The sequence below is a fragment of the Pedococcus sp. P2_F6 genome (assembly GCF_056403675.1).
In genome coordinates this window covers 696280-713818 of record NZ_JBFUEZ010000004.1, presented here as the reverse complement: position 1 = coordinate 713818, position 17539 = coordinate 696280, and the positions used below count along the sequence as shown (strand labels likewise).

The 17539-nt window shown below is 70.9% G+C and carries 24 protein-coding genes and 1 tRNA gene; 11 read left to right on the top strand and 14 right to left on the bottom strand.

Annotated elements, in window-relative coordinates; all coding sequences use genetic code 11:
- The 4 genes from AC1DWP_RS14775 to AC1DWP_RS14760 all read left to right on the top strand — a co-directional run bounded on the left by AC1DWP_RS14775 (nt 1) and on the right by AC1DWP_RS14760 (nt 3137).
- Entirely contained in the window at nt 1-582 is a 582-nt protein-coding gene (locus AC1DWP_RS14775; RefSeq protein ID WP_477615231.1) for a VOC family protein, read from the top strand.
- Entirely contained in the window at nt 497-1741 is a 1245-nt protein-coding gene (locus AC1DWP_RS14770; RefSeq protein ID WP_477615230.1) for a glycoside hydrolase family 1 protein, read from the top strand. Before AC1DWP_RS14775 ends, AC1DWP_RS14770 begins: the two co-directional genes overlap by 86 nt.
- Before the next feature lie 428 nt (nt 1742-2169).
- Nucleotides 2170-2655 carry a cysteine dioxygenase gene (locus AC1DWP_RS14765; protein ID WP_477615229.1) on the top strand — a complete coding sequence of 162 codons (486 nt, stop codon included), beginning with the start codon at nt 2170-2172 and terminating at the stop codon, nt 2653-2655.
- Nucleotides 2652-3137, top strand: coding sequence for a rhodanese-like domain-containing protein (locus AC1DWP_RS14760; protein ID WP_477615228.1), 486 nt, complete (start codon nt 2652-2654; stop codon nt 3135-3137). Before AC1DWP_RS14765 ends, AC1DWP_RS14760 begins: the two co-directional genes overlap by 4 nt.
- A gap of 54 nt (nt 3138-3191) precedes the next feature.
- Here AC1DWP_RS14760 and AC1DWP_RS14755 read toward each other — a convergent pair whose 3' ends face one another.
- On the bottom strand, nt 3192-3479 hold the full coding sequence (locus AC1DWP_RS14755) for a DUF3618 domain-containing protein (protein WP_477615227.1): 288 nt from the start codon (nt 3477-3479) through the stop codon (nt 3192-3194).
- Between the two features lie 34 nt (nt 3480-3513).
- Nucleotides 3514-3984, bottom strand: coding sequence for a thioredoxin-dependent thiol peroxidase (bcp, locus tag AC1DWP_RS14750; RefSeq protein ID WP_477615226.1), 471 nt, complete (start codon nt 3982-3984; stop codon nt 3514-3516).
- A 164-nt stretch (nt 3985-4148) separates the two neighbouring features.
- Here bcp and AC1DWP_RS14745 point away from each other — a divergent pair, with 164 nt between their 5' ends.
- The 4 genes from AC1DWP_RS14745 to AC1DWP_RS14730 are packed head-to-tail and all read left to right on the top strand — an operon-like array spanning nt 4149 to nt 6709.
- A complete protein-coding gene (locus tag AC1DWP_RS14745) occupies nt 4149-4838 on the top strand; it encodes an energy-coupling factor ABC transporter permease (RefSeq protein WP_477615225.1) in 690 nt (229 codons plus the stop codon).
- Nucleotides 4835-5200 (top strand): PDGLE domain-containing protein, encoded by a 366-nt coding sequence (locus AC1DWP_RS14740; RefSeq protein ID WP_477615224.1) that lies wholly within the window; start codon nt 4835-4837, stop codon nt 5198-5200. The genes AC1DWP_RS14745 and AC1DWP_RS14740 overlap by 4 nt, the downstream gene beginning before the upstream one ends.
- A 1-nt stretch (nt 5201) precedes the next feature.
- The gene (cbiQ, locus tag AC1DWP_RS14735; RefSeq protein ID WP_477615223.1) at nt 5202-5963 is read left to right on the top strand and encodes a cobalt ECF transporter T component CbiQ; all 762 of its coding nucleotides are present in this window, start codon (nt 5202-5204) and stop codon (nt 5961-5963) included.
- Nucleotides 5960-6709 (top strand): energy-coupling factor ABC transporter ATP-binding protein, encoded by a 750-nt coding sequence (locus AC1DWP_RS14730; protein ID WP_477615222.1) that lies wholly within the window; start codon nt 5960-5962, stop codon nt 6707-6709. Before cbiQ ends, AC1DWP_RS14730 begins: the two co-directional genes overlap by 4 nt.
- On the opposite strand, the gene AC1DWP_RS14725 is transcribed toward AC1DWP_RS14730, so the two are convergent.
- The 7 genes from AC1DWP_RS14725 to rph all read right to left on the bottom strand — a co-directional run bounded on the left by AC1DWP_RS14725 (nt 6710) and on the right by rph (nt 11226).
- Nucleotides 6710-8080 carry a CoA transferase gene (locus AC1DWP_RS14725; RefSeq protein WP_477615221.1) on the bottom strand — a complete coding sequence of 457 codons (1371 nt, stop codon included), beginning with the start codon at nt 8078-8080 and terminating at the stop codon, nt 6710-6712. It abuts the gene before it with no gap.
- Between the two features lie 58 nt (nt 8081-8138).
- Entirely contained in the window at nt 8139-8390 is a 252-nt protein-coding gene (locus AC1DWP_RS14720; RefSeq protein WP_477615220.1) for an Ada metal-binding domain-containing protein, read from the bottom strand.
- A gap of 6 nt (nt 8391-8396) precedes the next feature.
- Nucleotides 8397-9023: a DUF1684 domain-containing protein gene (locus tag AC1DWP_RS14715; protein WP_477615219.1), complete on the bottom strand. Its 627-nt coding sequence runs from the start codon at nt 9021-9023 to the stop codon at nt 8397-8399.
- Between the two features lie 4 nt (nt 9024-9027).
- Nucleotides 9028-9618 carry a TMEM175 family protein gene (locus AC1DWP_RS14710; protein WP_477615218.1) on the bottom strand — a complete coding sequence of 197 codons (591 nt, stop codon included), beginning with the start codon at nt 9616-9618 and terminating at the stop codon, nt 9028-9030.
- Between the two features lie 46 nt (nt 9619-9664).
- Nucleotides 9665-9749: transfer RNA gene (locus tag AC1DWP_RS14705), tRNA-Leu, on the bottom strand.
- A 107-nt stretch (nt 9750-9856) separates the two neighbouring features.
- Entirely contained in the window at nt 9857-10465 is a 609-nt protein-coding gene (rdgB, locus tag AC1DWP_RS14700; protein ID WP_477615217.1) for an RdgB/HAM1 family non-canonical purine NTP pyrophosphatase, read from the bottom strand.
- Complete coding sequence (rph, locus tag AC1DWP_RS14695) at nt 10462-11226, bottom strand: ribonuclease PH (RefSeq protein WP_477615216.1); 765 nt, start codon at nt 11224-11226, stop codon at nt 10462-10464. Before rph ends, rdgB begins: the two co-directional genes overlap by 4 nt.
- 56 nt (nt 11227-11282) lie before the next feature.
- Between rph and AC1DWP_RS14690 the strand changes: the two genes are divergently transcribed.
- Nucleotides 11283-12095: a deoxyribonuclease IV gene (locus AC1DWP_RS14690; protein WP_477615215.1), complete on the top strand. Its 813-nt coding sequence runs from the start codon at nt 11283-11285 to the stop codon at nt 12093-12095.
- 25 nt (nt 12096-12120) lie between these two features.
- On the opposite strand, the gene AC1DWP_RS14685 is transcribed toward AC1DWP_RS14690, so the two are convergent.
- The 5 genes from AC1DWP_RS14685 to clpS all read right to left on the bottom strand — a co-directional run bounded on the left by AC1DWP_RS14685 (nt 12121) and on the right by clpS (nt 15495).
- Nucleotides 12121-12840, bottom strand: coding sequence for an MBL fold metallo-hydrolase (locus AC1DWP_RS14685; protein WP_477615214.1), 720 nt, complete (start codon nt 12838-12840; stop codon nt 12121-12123).
- Between the two features lie 17 nt (nt 12841-12857).
- Nucleotides 12858-13634, bottom strand: coding sequence for an MBL fold metallo-hydrolase (locus AC1DWP_RS14680; protein ID WP_477615213.1), 777 nt, complete (start codon nt 13632-13634; stop codon nt 12858-12860).
- A complete protein-coding gene (murI, locus tag AC1DWP_RS14675; protein ID WP_477615212.1) occupies nt 13631-14482 on the bottom strand; it encodes a glutamate racemase in 852 nt (283 codons plus the stop codon). The genes AC1DWP_RS14680 and murI overlap by 4 nt, the downstream gene beginning before the upstream one ends.
- Before the next feature lie 85 nt (nt 14483-14567).
- Nucleotides 14568-15203 carry a DUF2017 domain-containing protein gene (locus AC1DWP_RS14670; RefSeq protein WP_477615211.1) on the bottom strand — a complete coding sequence of 212 codons (636 nt, stop codon included), beginning with the start codon at nt 15201-15203 and terminating at the stop codon, nt 14568-14570.
- A gap of 1 nt (nt 15204) precedes the next feature.
- A complete protein-coding gene (gene clpS, locus AC1DWP_RS14665; protein WP_477615312.1) occupies nt 15205-15495 on the bottom strand; it encodes an ATP-dependent Clp protease adapter ClpS in 291 nt (96 codons plus the stop codon).
- 71 nt (nt 15496-15566) lie between these two features.
- Here clpS and AC1DWP_RS14660 point away from each other — a divergent pair, with 71 nt between their 5' ends.
- Together AC1DWP_RS14660 and AC1DWP_RS14655 are read left to right on the top strand one after the other, a co-directional pair.
- A complete protein-coding gene (locus AC1DWP_RS14660; protein ID WP_477615210.1) occupies nt 15567-16874 on the top strand; it encodes a nicotinate phosphoribosyltransferase in 1308 nt (435 codons plus the stop codon).
- Between the two features lie 28 nt (nt 16875-16902).
- On the top strand, nt 16903-17493 hold the full coding sequence (locus AC1DWP_RS14655) for an isochorismatase family protein (protein WP_477615209.1): 591 nt from the start codon (nt 16903-16905) through the stop codon (nt 17491-17493).
- Nucleotides 17494-17539 lie beyond the last annotated feature (46 nt).

Genomic DNA, 17539 nt, shown 5'->3' with positions numbered 1-17539 from the left:
ATGGCTGACAACGGGATCCAACCCCGACTCGACCACGTCGGCCTCGGCGTTGCCGACCTCGGCAGAGCAGCGGACTGGTATGCCGCGGCGTTGGGTTACGAGCGCGAGCTCACCCTGCGGGTCGACGCCCTCGACCTCGACATCGTCATGCTCAGGCATCCACAGCACGGGGACCGGCTCGAGCTCCTGCACCGTCCCGGAAGCGCCCCAGGGCTGCGGGCGCAGGACCCGGGCGAAGCGGCCCTGTCCGAGACGTTCAGCCACGTCGCCTTCGACGTGGATGGGCTCGACGCGGCCTACGAGCACGTCATCGCGCTCGGGGCGCGGCCGGTCATGTCGCCGCGGCCGTCGCCAGAGCCCGGCGTGCGGATGGCCTACGTGGCGGATCCCGAGGGCAACCTCGTCGAGCTGCTCGACCGGACGAACCTCGTCACGCCCACCCCGAGCAGCCACCCGCCGGACCGACTCACCGACCACACCCATCAAGGAGAACACCATGACCGACATCGCGATGCCCAAGGGCTTCCTCTGGGGGGTCTCGACCGCCGGCCACCAGAACGAAGGCGACAACACCAACAGTGACACGTGGTTCCTCGAGCACACCGACCCCACTCCCTTCCGCGAGCCCTCCGGCAAGGCGACGAACAACTGGGTCCGGTGGCAGGAGGACATCGACCTGGTGAAGGACATGGGGCTGAATGCCTATCGCTTCTCCGTCGAGTGGGCTCGGGTCGAACCCGACGAGGGCACCTTCTCCCCCGAAGCTCTCGACCACTACGAGGCCATGGTCGACGGCTGCATCGCGGTGGGGCTGGCGCCGGTCATCACCTTCAACCACTTCACCGCGCCGCACTGGTTCGCCGCCAAGGGCGGCTGGCTGGCCGCGGACGCCCCTGAGCTCTTTGCCCGCTACTGCGGAGCCGTGATGGACCGGTTCGGCGACCGCATCTCCCATGCGGTGACGCTCAACGAGCCGAACCTGCCCCGGCTCCTCTCGTGGCTGCACATCCCCCAGTTCGTCCACGACCTGGAGCGGGCGAACCTGGAGGCGGCCGGGGTCTCAGCAGGCGTCGAGCGGTACCGCGCGTCCAACGTCGTAGTGCCGGAGGAGTTCGACGCGATCGGCGACGGGCTCACTGCCGGCCACCGGGCCGCGAAGGCCGCCATCAAGGAACGCCGCCCCGACCTGCCAGTCGGCTTCTCGATCGCCGTCGTCGACGACGTGGTGGCCGGTGACGACGCCTCCGTCCGCGACCGGAAGCGCGCCGAGGTCTATGGCCGGTGGTTCGAGCTGGCCAGGGACGACGACTTCGTCGGCGTCCAGAACTACGAACGGATGGCCTACGACGGCACGGGCGAGGTCCCTCCGCCCGCCGACGCCGAGCGAAACCAGATGGGCTCAGCGATCGAGCCGGCCTCCCTCGGGGGCGCGGTCCGGTACACCTTCGAGGAGACGGGTGTGCCGATCCTGGTCACCGAGCACGGCATGGCGACCGCCGACGACCGCCAGCGAGCCGCGTTCCTGGCACCGGCCCTCGACGGGCTCCTCGCCGCCATGGCGGACGGGGTACCGGTGCTGGGTTACCTCCACTGGACCCTGCTCGACAACTTCGAGTGGGTCTTCGGCTACGAGTCGGCACTCGGGCTCCACGAGGTCGATCGCGAGACCTTCGCCCGGACGCCCAAACCCAGCGCGGCGGCATACGCGGCCCTGGTGCGGCGACACTCGAGCGCAGAGTGACCTCCTTTCCCCCCGCTGGGTCGATGTCACCGCGCCGGGGACCCCCTGCGCGGTGACGTCAATCCGATCGCGTCCCGCGTGGCGAGACGTGCGCCGCTCCCCGTGGACGACGCCGCACCCGTCGTGCTCAACTAGAGGCATGTCTTCGACCACCGCGGCGCACCGCATGCACATGGGCTCCATGTGCAGCGGCGTCATGCGGTGTTGCTGCTGCGCCTGACCTCAGCCCGCACCAGCCCCGGCGCCCCATCGTGAGCGCGCCGCCCGATCGGAAGACGAAACCATGGCTTCATCCCTCCACAGCCACGCGGCATACCACCGCATCCACCTCGACCTGCACCTGACGCAGGGTTCGCTCTGTCTCCGAATGTGTTGCCCCGCACCGCATTCCGACAGCTCGACCCACACCCATGATCAGGAGCAGGACCATGACCGCCATCACCACCGCCGGCACACCCGGCGTCAACCGCTTCACCCGTAGCCAGCTGCTGCGCACCGCACAGCTGTTCGCCACCGACCCCGACCTCGAACGCGAGGTCGACCTCGACGCCACCGAGCGCAGCTGGCGCCGGCTCGACGCCACCGCCCACCTCGAGATCTGGCTGATCCACTGGCCGGTCGGGTCCACCACGGGCTGGCACGACCACCTCCAGTCGGAGGGCGCCTTCCTCACGGTCAAGGGCGAGCTCGCCGAGCAGTCATGGTCGGGGAACGCCGCACACGACCGCTACCTGTGGGAGGGCGAGGGGCGTTCGTTCGGCCCGCGCCACATCCACAACGTGGCCAACCTCGGCGATCGCCCGGCGCTGTCGGTCCACGTCTACTCACCGGCGCTTCGTGGCATGACCCGCTACGCCTTGCTGGACAACACCTTGCGACAGACCGGCGTCGAGCGGGCGGGTGAGCAGTGGTGACCGCCACGACCGTCCACTGGGAGACCCGCCTGTTCAGTGACCCGACCGCGACGGCTGCCCCGACACAGACCGGTCGCGGCTGGGACGCCCCGACCTACGCCGGCATCGACGACCAGCTCAGTGACGCCCGCAGCCGACTGGACCGGGTCAGCGCCCGCGCCGCCTACCAGGAGGTGCTCCACGGGCGCGCTGTCCTCGTCGACATCCGGCCCGCGGCGCAGCGCGCCTTCGAGGGCGAGGTCGCGGCCCACCTCGGACCGATCGTCATCGAGCGCAACGTCCTCGAGTGGCGGCTCGACCCACGACACGAGGCGCGACTCCCGATCGCTGCCTACAACGCCCGCGTGCTGATCCTGTGCCAGGAGGGCTTCACGTCGTCACTGGCCGCAGATGCGTTGCTGCGCCTGGGAATCCACCGGGCGACCGACATCGTCGGCGGCTTCCGCGCGTGGCGCGAGGCGGGTCTGCCGACCGCCCCGTGAGGTGAGGTATGCCGCCGGGGCACGGCCCCGCGGCATACCTCACCACTGCTGGGCTCAGCGGTGACGGCGGCGCGCCGCTCCCAGGCCGATCAGCGCGACGGCGGCGGCTGCCAGCGCGGCGATGCGTTCCGTGCGAAGGTCGCCGGACTCGGTGCGGGTGGCCTCGGTGAACCTGGTCTTGAGCGACTGGACCTGCCGTCGGGCGATCTCCTGCGGGGCCGTGCGGGTGTGCAGCTCGTCCACGGTGCCCGCGAGGCGCTCCCGCGCGGCGGCGATGTCGGCCTCGATCTGGTCGACGGACTTGCCGCTGTCGGCCGACGGCTTGCTCGAGTTCTCGCTCATGCGGGCTCCTTGTGGTTCAGGCGGGCAGAACGGGTCAGCCGAGGCCGAGGTCGCGGCGCAGCTTGGCGACGTGACCGGTGGCCTTGACGTTGTACCAAGCGTGGGAGACCTTGCCGGCCTCGTCGACGACGACGGTGCTGCGGATGACGCCCTCGACGGTCTTGCCGTAGAGCTTCTTCTCGCCGAAGGCTCCGTAGGAGTTCATCACGGACCGGTCCACGTCGGACAGCAGCCGGATGGTGAGGCCGTCGTGCTCGCGGAACTTGGCCAGCTTCTCGGGCTTGTCGGCCGAGATGCCGAGCACCTCGTAGCCCTCACGGTGGAGGGTGTTGATGTTGTCGCTGAAGTCGCAGGCCTGCGTGGTGCATCCCGGGGTCATCGCGGCGGGGTAGAAGTACACGATGACCTTCTTGCCACGAAGGTCGGACAGCGAGACCTCGCCGCCCTGGTCGTCGGGCAGGGTGAAGTCGGGGGCGGTCTCACCTGCGGTCAGTCGCTCGGCCACTGCTGTCTGCTCCTCGTCGATCGGATAGGGTTATTGCGATTAAATTGCAATAACGTGGTTCCACCAGCGGTTCCCAACCTATCCCAGCCGGGCAACCGCCACCTCAGGACGACATCCACAGGACGACGGGCCCCGCACCACAAGGCCTCGAGACAGGAGCGACCGTGCACGTGCCCGACGGATTCCTCGACGCACCGACGTCGGTGGGCACTGCCGTCGTCGCGGTCGCCGGGGTGGCACTGGCGCTGCGCGGTGCGCGCCGTGAGCTCGACGACCGCACGGCACCTCTGGCCGGACTCGTCGCGCTCTTCATCTTCTGCACGCAGATGCTCAACTTCCCCATCGCCGCGGGCACCTCCGGCCACCTGCTGGGTGGTGCACTCGCCGCGGTCCTGGTCGGGCCCTGCACGGCCACCCTGTCGATCACCGTGGTGCTCCTGGTCCAGGCGACCCTGATGGCCGACGGCGGGATCACTGCGCTCGGCACCAACATCACCCTGATGGGACTGGTGGGCGTCTGGGTGGGCTGGCTGGCCTTCGTCGTCCTGCGCCAGGTGCTGCCGAAGCGCCCGCTGATGGTCGTGCCGGCCGCGGCAGCAGCGGCCCTGGTCTCGGTGCCGACGGCCGCCTTCGCGTTCTCGCTGCTCTTCGAGCTGGGCGGCACGGTCGACGTGCCGTTCTCGACGGTGGCCACGGCGATGGTGGGCGTGCACACCCTCATCGGGGTCGGCGAGGCGGTCATCACGGGGCTGGCCGTCTTCAGCATCGTCGCCGTCCGGCCCGACCTCGTCCACGGAGCCCGGCCCAGCCTCGAGACCCGCACCCTGACCATCCGCAACGGAGTGGCGGCATGAGCACCCCCCGGCCGCGCGTCTCCACCAAGCGCCTCATGGTCGTCGGCATCCTCGTCTGCCTCTTCCTGGCGGGAGTCGTCTCCTACTACGCCTCCAGCAGCCCGGACGGACTCGTGTTCGTGGCTGGAGAGCAGGGTTTCCTCGGCTCGGCGCGTTCCCACGCCAGCGACGGCTCACCCTTTGCCGGGTACTCGACCCGCGGCATCGACAACGCCCGCGTCTCCGGCGGCGTGGCAGGCATCGTCGGCGGCGCCCTCGTCTTCGTCATCGCCGGAGGCCTCTTCCTCGCCGTCCGCCGTCGAGGCGAAGGCGACCCGGTCCGCGCGCCCTCCCGCGACGCGTCCACCGACGGCGACAACTGACGTGGGCGCGGGGCACGGTCACCACCTGCACTTCCACGGGCACTCCCCCGTCCACCGCCTCCCGGCGCACCTCAAGCTGCTGGCGCTCCTGGGTTTCGTCCTCACCGTCGTCCTCACCCCGCGCACCGCGTTCGCCGCGTATGCCGTGTACCTCCTGCTCGTCCTCCTCGCCCAGCGCGCCTCCCGCGTTCCCTTCGGCTACTACGCCAGGCGAATGGTCGTCGAGGTGCCCTTCGTGGTCTTCGCCCTGCTGATGCCGTTCGTCGCGACCGGGCCCCGGGTCGCCGTGGGCCCACTCCACCTGTCCGAGCAGGGGTTGATCGGCGGGTGGGCACTGCTGGCCAAGGGCACCCTCGGCGTCATGGCCTCACTCGTGCTCGCGACCACCACGGAACCGCGGCACGTCGTGGCCGGGCTCGAACGACTGCGCCTGCCCCACCAGCTCGTGCAGATCATGGGCTTCATGGTCCGCTACCTTGAAGTCGTCACCGGCGAGCTGGCACGGATGAAGGTCGCGCGGGAGTCGCGCGGCTTCCAGGCCCGCTCGGTCCGGGCCTGGCCGGTGCTGGCGACGACGGCGGGGGCACTGTTCATCCGCTCCTACGAACGCGGCGAGCGCGTCCACCTCGCGATGCTCTCGCGCGGCTACAACGGCACGCTGCCGGTGACGCACCCTGCGACGGCCACGGCCGAGCAGTGGCGCGTGGCCGGCATCCTCCCTGCTGTGGCGCTGGCCACCCTGCTCGTGGTGGTGGCCGCGTGACCACTCCCGTCCTCGACGTCCAGGGTCTGGCCTACGCCTACCCGGACGGCCACCAGGCACTGTTCGGCGTGAACCTCCATGTGCACCAAGGCGAACGCGTCGCCCTGCTCGGGCCCAACGGTGCCGGCAAGACCACCTTGGTGCTGCACCTCAACGGCATCCTGACCGCCGGCGCCGGCACCGTCGCCGTGTCCGGGATGCCGGTGACCAAGGAGAACCTGCAGGAGGTCCGGCGCCGGGTGGGGGTGGTCTTCCAGGACCCCGACGACCAGCTCTTCATGCCGTCGGTGCGCGCCGACGTGGAGTTCGGACCCGCCAACCTCGGGCTGCGCGGGGCCGCCCTCGAGGCGCGGGTGCTCGCGGCCCTCGACCGCGTGGGGATGGTCGACTTCATCGACCGTCCGCCACACCACCTGTCGTTCGGGCAGCGTCGTCGCGTGGCGGTCGCCACCGTTCTGGCGATGGAGCCCGAGATCCTCGTGCTCGACGAGCCGTCGTCGAACCTCGACCCCGCGTCGCGGCGCGAGCTCGCCGACATCGTCCGCTCCCTCGACGTCACGGTGCTGATGGTCACCCACGACCTGCCCTACGCCTACGAGCTGTGTCCGCGGTCGGTGGTGCTGTCCGACGGGGTCGTCGTTGCCGACGGGCCCACGCGGGACGTCCTCACCGATGACGCCCTCATGACTGCCCACCGGCTCGAGCTGCCGTTCGGCTTCGACCCGCGGACCATGGCGGCGCCCTAGTCAGGACACGCGGTCGGCCGGGTCCCAGACGGCTGGGTCACTACCCCATCGGCGCCCCACCGACGCGAATTCCCTGGGGGCGTGATCGACTCCGAAAGCCGGGCGCGACTGGGCGACACGACCGTAGGCCGTGTCGGACTCGACCAGCCAGGGACTCGGGTCGTCGATCGCCGCGGCTGGCGCGTCGAGCGCATCTGTCTGGAGCAGCCAGTGGGCCGTTCGGGCCAGGTGTGCCTCGACCCGCCAGGTGCCGCCCTCGGTGGCCCGTCGACGCAGGGCAGCCAGGGTCCCGGCGGCGAGGAGGTAGCCGGTCGCGTGGTCCAGCGCCTGCGCGGGCAGTGCTCCGGGCGTCGCCCCCTCACGCGACTCGATGAGCGAGATCCCGGTGGCGGCCTGGACGATGCTGTCGAACCCCCGACGCCTGCCCCAGGGCCCGGTCGGGGTCCAGGCCGTCAGGGTTGCGCAGACCAGCTGGGGGTGCTGCTCGGCGAGGTGGTCCGGGTCCAGCCCGTAGGCCGCGAGCGCACCGGGCCGGTAGCCGGTCACCAGCACGTCGGCCTCGGCCAGCAGGTCGTGGAGCCGGTGTCGGGCATGCTCGTCGTGCAGGTCGACCAGCGTCGAGCGCTTGCCCGCGTCCGTGTCGAGGTGGAGGGCCTCCAGCTCGGGCAGGTGCGGGCTGTCGACCCGCAGCACGTCACAGCCGAGGAATGCCAGGGTCCGCGTGGCGACCGGCCCGGCGAGCACCCGGGTGAGGTCGAGGACCCGCGGGCGCTCGGGCACGGGGACGGGGGCCGCCGAAGAGACTCCTGAGGGACCCCCGCCCGAAATGGTCTTGACGGAGAGCACGTCGTGACTGGCCACGGCGCCGCCCTGGTCGGAGGCCATCCACTCGCCCACCGACCGCACTCGCACCGCGATGCCGTGGTCGGCCGTGACGACGTCCTCGACCTCTTGGGCCGACCGCTCGGCGATGGCCCCGGCTGCATCCTCGCGGGTTGCTTCCTCGGCCAGACCCAGGGCCCGCAGCAACCGCACCCGGTGATGGGGATAGTTGGCGTGGGTGCGGACCCAGCCGTCCCCCGCCTCGAAGAACCCTGACAGCGGCGCGAAGCCGGGCTCGTGCACGCCGTCCACGGTCTGCACCTGGTCGTTCCGGAACGACACCGACACCTGGCGCGGGTCGACCTGCACCCGGTCCAGGCCGCGCAGCGCGGCACCGGCGAGACCGGCCGCGGCAACCGAGCCGCAGGCGAGGGTGTTCACCGGTAGAGCGGCAGGGAGGCCGCTGCCGTCGACCACGTCGAGGTGCGCCGCGGCATACCCCTCGTCGAGGCCGAGGGCCGGGAGCACCTCGCGCAGAAGGTGGTTCACGGGTCGACTCTATGCCGCGCCCGGACGCCACCCCGATCGGCAGGGCAACCTCGGGGGGTCAGGGCTGCGTCGCCTTCCAGGAGGCGTACTCGGCGCGCAGGCAGGTGCCGCAGGGCCGGTAGCCCGCGGCGATGGCGCTCGCCTCGTCAGCGAAGAAGACGCGGTGCTGGACGTAGCCGCCCTGCCGGATGGCGCGCAAGGCGGACGGGCAGTCGAGGCGTCCGTAGAGCTTGCCCCGGCGGTTGCCACCGAACGTCCCGGAAACCTCGCTCGCACAAGGCTTTCCGTCGGCCCCGATGAGGGTGAACACGGTGGCCTAGTAGCCCTCGGGGAGCAGCTCCCCCACAGGGGTGCTCGCCTCGAGGCGGTTGGCCGCAGGGGCGAGCGGGCACACCCATCGGTAGTCGTAGACGCACGAGGGGTTGTAGGCGAAGTTGAGGTCGACCACCCAACGCCCCTCGTCGTCACGGCCGAGGTCGGTGCCCTTGACCGTGTCGAGCAGGTAGCGCCCGGCTCCGTAGGTCTCGGTGCCTGCCGAACGGTCGCGCACCGGCAGGAACAGCCCGCCACCGTAGGAGTTGAGCCACCAGAGGTCGAGGGTCCCCAGGCCCTCGAGCGTGACGCGACCGGCGCCGGCGAACGGCACGATCCCGTCGGTCGCCGACCGGAACTCCCACGGCTCCTGGTCGTCGACCTCCTCGACCTCGACGACGAACCGGTATGCCGGGTCGTACGGCGCGTGCCTCAGCTGCTGGCCCTCGCGGCGTGGGGAGGCGGGGTGCTCGAGGAACAGCCGCGAGCGGGCGTCGACCCACAACGCGTGGGCGGTGACGGGGTCAGGCTCGGCGCGCACCGCGGCATACAACGCATGCACCTCGCGCCGCCACCAGGCGACGGCGAGCGCCGGCGGGTAGGTGAAGTCGTCGTCGTCCGGCTCGGGCACGGGATCAGTCCTCCAGGGCGTGGTCGTGGATGAACCGCTCGGCTCGGCGGTCGGGAACGAGCCAGGTGATGGCAACGGCCACGTAGGCCAGCACCCCGAGCCACGGTGCCACCAACGACCCGAGGATGCCGAGCACGTAGACCGCGGGGCTCAGCTTGCCCTTGAGGTCGCGGCCGACCGCCTGGCGCAGCAGGCCGTCCGGCCCGTCGCGGCGGAAGACCGCCAGCTGGAGGACGTAGTACGCGACGGCGGCCCCCAACAGGTTGACCCCGTAGACGACGACCGGCAGCTGGGCCAACCGGGTGTCGTCCATCCACGCCGTCGTGAACGGCACGAGCGAGAGCATGAACAGCAGCCCGAGGTTGGCCCAGAGGATGGCCCCGCTCACGTGCCGGACCAGCTGGAACATGTGGTGGTGGTTGTTCCAGTAGATGCCGAGGTAGATGAAGCTCAGGAGATAGGTCAGGAGCCCGACGAGGGACGGCCGCAGGGCCTCGAACGTCGGCTCCTCGGGGACCTTGAGCTCGAGCACCATGATGGTGATGAGGATGGCGAGGACGCCGTCACTGAACGCCTCGAGCCGGCCGGTTCGCATGCTGGGAGTCTAGGCACACCCCACCGACGGTTGGGCCGCCCCTGACTGGTGCGCAAGGCGGGACTTGAACCCGCACACCCGAAGGCACCAGGACCTAAACCTGGCGCGTCTGCCAATTCCGCCACTTGCGCGTGGTCGCCAACTCTAACGCGGCCCGGTCGATCCCCGAGTGAGCGTCAACCCACTCACCGGGCACGGGATGAGTGGGTTGGCGCTCACTCACCGAGGTCAGTGCGGGTCAGCCCAGAAGTTCGCGCAGGTGCGGCACCATGGCGCGGAAGGCCTTGCCGCGGTGCGAGATCGCGTTCTTCTCGTCGGGGCTGAGCTCGGCGGCGCGCCGCGTGTCCCCTTCGACGACGAGGACGGGGTCGTAGCCGAAACCGTTGGCGCCCTTGGGCTCACGAGCCAAGGCACCCGGCATGCGCCCCTCGGTGGCGCGCACGGTGCCGTCGGGCAGGGCCAGCACCGCCGCGCAGACGAACGCTGCCGCACGGTGCTCGTCCTTGACGTCGGCGACCTGCGCGAGGAGCAGCTCGAGGTTGGCCTGGTCGTCGCCGTGTCGACCCGACCAGCGCGCCGAGAAGATGCCCGGCGCCCCGCCGAGCACGTCGACGGCCAGCCCGGAGTCGTCGGCCAGCGACGGGAGCCCGGTATGGGCGGCGAGCGCCAGGGCCTTGAGGCGGGCGTTGCCCTCGAAGGTCACCTCGTCCTCGACGACGTCGGGCGCACCGTCGAACTCGGACGCCCCCACGATCTCGAGGCCGAGCTCCTCACACACGTCGGCGAGGATCGCCCGCAGCTCACCGACCTTGTGGTCGTTGCGGGTGGCGAGGACGACGCGGGTCACAGCAGCCGCTCGCGGGGTGTGGTCGCGAGGGCCTCCTGCTGCTTGCGGGTCAGGTCGGCGCACCCGGCGGTGGCCTTGTCGAGCAGCTTGTCGAGCATCTCGCGGTCGAACGCGCCGTTCTCGGCCGTGCCCTGCACCTCGACGAAGCGACCGTCGCCGGTCATGACGACATTCATGTCGGTCTCGGCGGTCGAGTCCTCGGGGTAGTCGAGGTCGATGACTGCCTCACCCTTGACGATGCCGACGGACACGGCCGCGATGGACCCGGTGAGGGGCTGGGCATCCTTGCGGATGAGCCCCTTGGCGCGGGCGTCCTCGATGGCGTCGACGAGGGCGACGTAGGCCCCCGTGATGGAGGCCGTGCGCGTCCCGCCGTCGGCCTGGAGGACGTCGCAGTCGAGCACGATGGTGTTCTCGCCCAGCGCCTTGGTGTCGATGATGGCGCGCAGGCTGCGGCCGATGAGGCGGCTGATCTCGTGGGTGCGCCCGCCGACCTTGCCCTTGCGCGACTCGCGGTCTGAGCGCGTGTTGGTCGAGCGCGGCAGCATCTCGTACTCCGAGGTCACCCAGCCCGTGCCCTTGCCCTTGAGCCAGCGCGGCACGCCCTCGGTGAACGACGCCGCCACCAGCACCCGCGTGCGGCCGAACTCGACGAGCACGCTGCCCTCGGCGTGGTCCAGCCAGTTGCGCGTGATGCGCACCTCGCGGGTCTGGTCGGGGGTACGTCCGTCGTGGCGGGTGGTGGGGCTCGTGTCAGTCACGCCGCAAGGCTAACGGGGCCCTGCCCGGCGTCGGTGGCCCGGCCTAGGCTGGACCCATGGCTGACACCACCTCTCCCGCCCAGCGGCTCGGTGCCCACGTCGACTCGGCAGACCCGGTCAGCGCCGCCCGGGAGCGCGGCGCGGGTCTGAGCCAGTTCTTCCTGGGCAACCCGCAGGGCTACAAGGGTCCCGAGTACGACTTCGAGGGCGGCCCCGAGGCGCTGCGTGCCGCCGCCGAGGCAGCGGACGTCGACCTCTACGTCCATGCGCCCTACCTCATCAACGTCGCGACGACGAACAACCGGATCCGCATCCCGAGCCGCAAGCTGCTCCAGCAGTTCATCGACGCCGGCGCCGCGATCGGGGCCAAGGGGCTGATCGTCCACGGCGGCCACGTCGACAAATCCGAAGAGGTCGACAAGGGTTTCGACAACTGGCGCAAGGCGATCGAGGCCACCGACCTCAAGATCCCGCTGCTCCTCGAGAACACCGCCGGTGGGGACAACGCCATGGCCCGCACCCTCGAGCGCATCGCCCGGGTCTGGGACGCCATCGGCAGCGCCGAGGGGTCCGACAACGTCGGCTTCTGCCTCGACACCTGCCACGCGCACGCCGGGGGCATCGCGCTGGCCACCGCCGTCGACGAGATCAAGGCCATCACCGGGAGGATCGACCTCGTGCACTGCAACGACAGCCGCGACGAGTTCGACTCCGGGGCGGACCGCCACACCAACCTCGGCGAGGGCCTGATCGACCCCGACGAGCTGGCCGGTGTGGTCCGGGCAGCGGGCGCCCCGGTCGTCATCGAGACCCGCGGCGGCCTCGACGGTCAGCGCGCCGACCTCGACTGGCTTCGCGAGCGCCTCTGACCGAGGGTCAGTCCGCGTGCATCCCTCAGTCGACCAGGGGGTGCGTGGCGAGGAAGCGCCGGATGTGGTCTCGCGGGTTGTCGGCCAGGTGCGGACCGTGCGTGAACGCCGCGGTCGTGTAGTCGAGCTCGGCCAGCCGGTGGGCCGTCTTCTGGGTCAGCGCGAAGTTCGTGCAGAACGACTTGATCGGCCACCGCAGCCCGCGCACGTTGAAGATCGAGTCACCGGTGATGAGCACCCCGGACTCACGGTGCAGGTATGCCGCGTGGCCGGGTGAGTGCCCTGGTGTGTGCACCACTTCGAGGCCTCCCGCGACGTCGAGCACCTGGCCGTCGACGAGCCGCTCCCCCACCGTGACCGCGGGGAAGGCGTTGGTCCCGAAGAACCGCGTCATGAGCCTCGCGAGCAGGAACGACTGGTCGCGCTGGGCGGTGTGACCAGCCTCCGCGAAGGGGGCGTCGTCCTCGTGGATGCCGAAGTCGAGCCCGGTCCTCGCAGCCACGTGAGCCGCGCCGCCCGCATGGTCGGGGTGGGCGTGCGTGAGCAGGAGCCGGGTGACGTCGGACGGTCCGGAGCCGATCGACGTGAGGGCCGCCATCACCTTGGGTCCGGACTGCTTGATACCCATGTCGACGAGCGTGACCTGGCCGTCGGCGTCGCGGAGGATGAAGCCGTTGACGAAGTCACCGAGCAACGGGATGCGCCAGACACCAGGCGCGATGGGAACGGCTGCCGCTCTGGCCATGACGAGAGCCTAGGCGATCAGCTGCCGCTGACCTCGTATGTCTTGCCCTGCACGGCGAGGTCCAACGGACCCGACCAGACGGCGGCGGCTTGCGCGCGGCATACCTCGGGGTCGTTCCAGGGCGGGATGTGGGTGAGCATCAGTCGCCGCACCCCACCCGCGGCCACCGCGGCGGCACCCGCGCGGGTGCCGGAGAGGTGGACACCCACGGTGGCGTCGCGGCCGTCGATGAAGGCGCTGTCGACCAGCGCCACGTCGGCCCCGGTCAGCAACGGTGTGAGCGCCTCGCAGGTGTCGGTGTCACCGGTGTAGGCGAGGACCGCGCCGTCGGCCTCGACGCGGAATCCGTAGGCCTCCACCGGATGGTTCACGCGAAATGCCGTGATGGTGAACGGGCCGACCTGGGTCACCTGGGCGTCGGCCAGCTCGTGGACCGCGAACTCCGAGCTCATCCCCCCGTGCTCGAGCCCGTGGTACATCAGGGCGAAGCGTTCCTCGGCACCCGTGGGGGCATGCACCGGGAGCTGGCCCTCAACCCGACCGCCGGGCCGGTACTTGCGGGTGACATAGAGACCGCACACGTCGACGCAGTGGTCGGGGTGCAGGTGGCTGACGTAGACAGCGTCGATCTCGGCCAGGTCGACGAAGCGCTGCAGCGGGCCAAGAGCACCGTTGCCGAGGTCGAGGACGACCGACCAGGTGCGGCCGGCGTGCTCTGCCTGCACGAGGTAGGAGGAGGCGGGCGAGTCGGGGCCGGCGAAGGAGCCCGAACAACCGACGACCGTGAACCTCATCGGGCCCCTCCCGTGGCGGTCGGCGCAGCGACCGACCGGACCACTGCGTTCCCGAAGACGGCGTCGCTGTCGGCTCCGACCTCGGGACCGAGGAACCGCCGGGCGAGCCGGGTGAACTCCGCGGCGTCCCCGGTCGTCGTGAACCCGTGGCTCGGCGGCGGCAGGTGGGCGGGCCGCAGCGAGTCGGAGTCGGCGAGCACGCGGTAGACGTCCTTGGCCGTCTCGTCCGCGGAGGACACCAGGGTCACGCCGTCACCCATGACGTACGAGATGGCCCCGGTGAGGAGCGGGTAGTGCGTGCACCCGAGGACCAGGGTGTCGACGTCGCCGTCGACCAGCGGGGCGAGGTAGCCACGGGCCACGTCGATGACCTCCGGTCCGCTCGTGACGCCGGACTCGACGAACTCCACGAACCGTGGGCACGGGACGCTGGTCACGTCGAGGTGAGGTGCCGCGGCGAAGGCGTCGACGTAGGCGCCGGACTGGTGGGTACCCCGGGTGGAGATGACGCCGACGCGATGGTTGCGGGTGGCTCGCGCCGCGCGTCGCACGGCCGGGCGGATCACCTCGACCACGGGCACGTCGTAGCGCTCGCGGGCGTCGTGCAGCACGGCGGCGCTCGCGGTGTTGCAGGCGATCACGAGGGCCTTCACGCCATGGTCGACCAGGCGGTCGAGGCACTCGAGGGCGAACTCGCGGGACTGAGCGATCGGGCGGGGACCGTAGGGCGCCCGGGCGGTGTCCCCGAAGTAGGCGATCGACTCGTGCGGGAGCTGGTCGAGCACGGCGCGTGCGACGGTCAGCCCGCCGTAGCCCGAGTCGAAGATCCCGATGGGTGCATCCGCCACGGGTCAAGGCTAGGTGCCGCCCTCCCCCTGCACCCCATCAACCCGACGTCTGGTGTGTCACACCGGCGGTCTGGGCGCCCGGGCGTCAGGGGGTGAGAGCGTGGGCGAGGGTCTCCTGCAACCAGGTGAGGAAGTCGTAGACCGCCAGCGCGTAGACCGCCGGGTCGTCCGGCGGAAGGCCCGACACCTGCTCCTCCAGCAGGTCGAAGTCGTCGTCGCGCTGGAGCCCGAGCCGCTCCCCCAGCACCAGCCGCACGTCGGTCAGCGCGATGAGCAGGGCGAGGGCCTGTGGCTGATCGAGCGAGAGCTTCTGGTCCTCGATGCCGGACAGCGCCCGGATGGCCGTCGTGAGGTTCGCCGACTTGCGGGCTCGGAGGCCGTCCTCGGTCAGCCGCCGGAACTCGGCCGCGATCTGGTCGTCCTCCCGGTTGGCGGTCGGGAAGATGCGCTCGAGCGCCGGGTCACGCTCCCGCGGCACCGAACCGCCCAGCTCGGGCACCTGGTCGGCCGCCGACAACGACACCCCCATGCCGATGCCACCCAGCCCGGCCACGATCTGGTCGAACTCGTCGCCGTCCGCGGCACCGGGCACACCCTCGACGGGCTGCTCGGGCTCGACCAGCTCGAGCACCTGCTCCATCAGCCCGACGACGAGGCCGCGTTCGACCGCGTCGAGCTTCGCGACGTACCGGCCATCGCGCCGCTTGAACCCACGTGCCACGTCAGCTGTCCTTCTGGAAGGTGGCCCACAGCCCATACCCCTGGAGCGCCTCGGTGTCGGTCTCCATGCGCTCGCGGGCGCCCGTGGAGACGACAGCGCGGCCCTTGGTGTGCACGTCCATCATCAGCCGCTCGGCCTTGGACTTGGAGTAGCCGAAGTAGCTCTGGAAGACGAACGTGACGTACGACATCAGGTTGACCGGGTCGTTCCACACCAACGTGATCCACGGGACGTCGACCTCGGCGCGCTCGTCGGTGGAGGCACGCTCCTGCTCGACGGGCGCGACGGACATCTCGAGGGACATCTCGACGGACATCTCCAGGTGGACAGCATGCGGCACGGCCACCACCTTAGGCTGCCGAGGTGACCTCACGTTCACCCAGCACGGCGCTGCTCACGGACCACTACGAGCTCACGATGCTCGAGGCCGCCCTGCGCAGCGGTGCGGCCTCCCGCCGCTGCGTGTTCGAGGTGTTCGCCCGGCGCCTGCCCGAGGGACGCCGCTACGGCGTGGTGGCCGGGACGGGGCGGCTGATCCCCGCGATCGAGCAGTTCCGGTTCGGCGAGGGCGAGCTGGAGCAGCTGCGCGGGATCGTGGACGCCGCGACCCTCGACTTCCTCGCCGACTACCGCTTCGACGGTGACATCGTCGGGTATGCCGAGGGCGAGTGCTTCTTTCCCGGCTCACCCGTGCTCGTGGTCGAGTCGGACTTCGCGCACGGGGTGGTCCTGGAGACCCTCGTGCTGTCGATCCTCAACCACGACAGCGCCATCGCGTCTGCTGCGTCGCGGATGACCTCGGCTGCGGGAGACCGGCCGTGCATCGAGATGGGCTCTCGCCGCACCCACGAGGAGGCTGCGGTCGCCGCCGCCCGCGCGGCCTACATCGCGGGGTTTGCGACCACGTCGAACCTGGAGGCCGGGCGACGCTTCGGTGTGCCGACCGCCGGCACCGCGGCGCACGCCTTCACCCTGCTGCACGACGACGAACGGGAGGCGTTCGCCGCCCAGATCGCCTCGCTGGGCAAGGGCACCACGCTGCTCGTCGACACCTATGACGTCCCGGCCGCGGTCGCCCTCGCCGTCGAGCTCGCCGGGCCGGAGCTCGGAGGAGTGCGGCTCGACTCCGGCGACCTGCTCGTCCAGGCGCGCGAGGTGCGTGAGCAGCTCGACCGTCTCGGTGCCGCGGGCACCCAGATCATCGTGACCAGCGACCTCGACGAGTACGCGATCGCGGCACTGGCCGCCGGGCCAGTGGACCGCTACGGCGTCGGGACCTCGCTGGTCACCGGCTCGGGTGCGCCGACGGCGGGGATGGTCTACAAGCTCGTGTCCCGCGAGGACGACTCCGGGACGATGGTCGGCGTCGCCAAGCGGAGCAAGGACAAGGCCTCGGTCGCCGGCCGCAAGTATGCGCTGCGCCGGCGCAACACCCGCGGGATCGCCGAGGCAGAGGTGGTCGGCATCGGAGCGCCCCCGCTCGACGACGGGGATGACCGCGTGCTGCTCGTGCCGCTGATGACCGCCGGCCGGGTCGTCGATGACGCCGTGCTGGACCTCGAGGCCGCCCGGGCGCGACACGCGGCCTCCCGCGCCGAGCTCCCTGCCACCGCCCGGAAGCTGCAGCGCGGGGAGCCCGCGATCCCGACGGCGTACCTCGACGGCGAGTGACTGCTGGTGTGGCAGTAGCGTGCGAAGCATGAGCCTCGCGCTGGTCATCGTCGACGTGCAGAACGACTTCTGCGAGGGGGGCTCCCTCGCCGTGGTGGGGGGCGCCGAGGTGGCGCGACGGATCAGCGAGCACGTGCTCGCCCACCACGACGACTATGCCGCGATCGTCGCCACCGCCGACTGGCACGACGACCCTGGCGCGCACTTCAGCCAGGCCCCTGACTTCGTGGACAGCTGGCCGGTGCACTGCCGAGTGGGCAGCGACGGTGCACTGTTCCACCCGGCGGCCGAACCGGCGTTCGAGTTCGTGGAGGCGATCTTCCGCAAGGGCCACCACAGCGCGGCCTACAGCGGGTTCGAAGGACACACCGTGCAGGCGGACGTGACGGTGGGCCTGGCCGACTGGCTGCGCGAGCGGGCCATCGAGGAGGTCCATGTGGTCGGCATCGCCACCGACTACTGCGTGCGCGCGACCGCCCTCGACTCCGCCGAGGAGGGCTTCGACACGACGGTGCTGCTCGACCTCACCGCAGGGGTTTCTCCCGAGAGCACGGCGGCAGCGCTGGCCGATCTGGCTGCTGCAGAGGTCGCCACCCGTGGTGAGGTCGTGAGGGCGTAGGAGCCGCGCGGCCTACCCCTCCTCCCACCCGGAACTTCTCACAGAC

What these genes read in the sequence shown, in the direction of transcription:
- AC1DWP_RS14740 (WP_477615224.1), top strand. Translation starts at nt 4,835, where the DNA reads ATGAGCACCCCCCGGCCGCGCGTCTCCACCAAGCGCCTCATGGTCGTC.
- AC1DWP_RS14690 (WP_477615215.1), top strand. Translation starts at nt 11,283, where the DNA reads ATGGCTGACACCACCTCTCCCGCCCAGCGGCTCGGTGCCCACGTCGAC.
- AC1DWP_RS14755 (WP_477615227.1), bottom strand. Translation starts at nt 3,479, where the DNA reads ATGAGCGAGAACTCGAGCAAGCCGTCGGCCGACAGCGGCAAGTCCGTC.
- AC1DWP_RS14775 (WP_477615231.1), top strand. Translation starts at nt 1, where the DNA reads ATGGCTGACAACGGGATCCAACCCCGACTCGACCACGTCGGCCTCGGC.
- AC1DWP_RS14680 (WP_477615213.1), bottom strand. Translation starts at nt 13,634, where the DNA reads ATGAGGTTCACGGTCGTCGGTTGTTCGGGCTCCTTCGCCGGCCCCGAC.
- AC1DWP_RS14685 (WP_477615214.1), bottom strand. Translation starts at nt 12,840, where the DNA reads ATGGCCAGAGCGGCAGCCGTTCCCATCGCGCCTGGTGTCTGGCGCATC.
- AC1DWP_RS14765 (WP_477615229.1), top strand. Translation starts at nt 2,170, where the DNA reads ATGACCGCCATCACCACCGCCGGCACACCCGGCGTCAACCGCTTCACC.
- clpS (WP_477615312.1), bottom strand. Translation starts at nt 15,495, where the DNA reads ATGTCCGTCGCGCCCGTCGAGCAGGAGCGTGCCTCCACCGACGAGCGC.
- AC1DWP_RS14770 (WP_477615230.1), top strand. Translation starts at nt 497, where the DNA reads ATGACCGACATCGCGATGCCCAAGGGCTTCCTCTGGGGGGTCTCGACC.
- AC1DWP_RS14655 (WP_477615209.1), top strand. Translation starts at nt 16,903, where the DNA reads ATGAGCCTCGCGCTGGTCATCGTCGACGTGCAGAACGACTTCTGCGAG.
- AC1DWP_RS14710 (WP_477615218.1), bottom strand. Translation starts at nt 9,618, where the DNA reads ATGCGAACCGGCCGGCTCGAGGCGTTCAGTGACGGCGTCCTCGCCATC.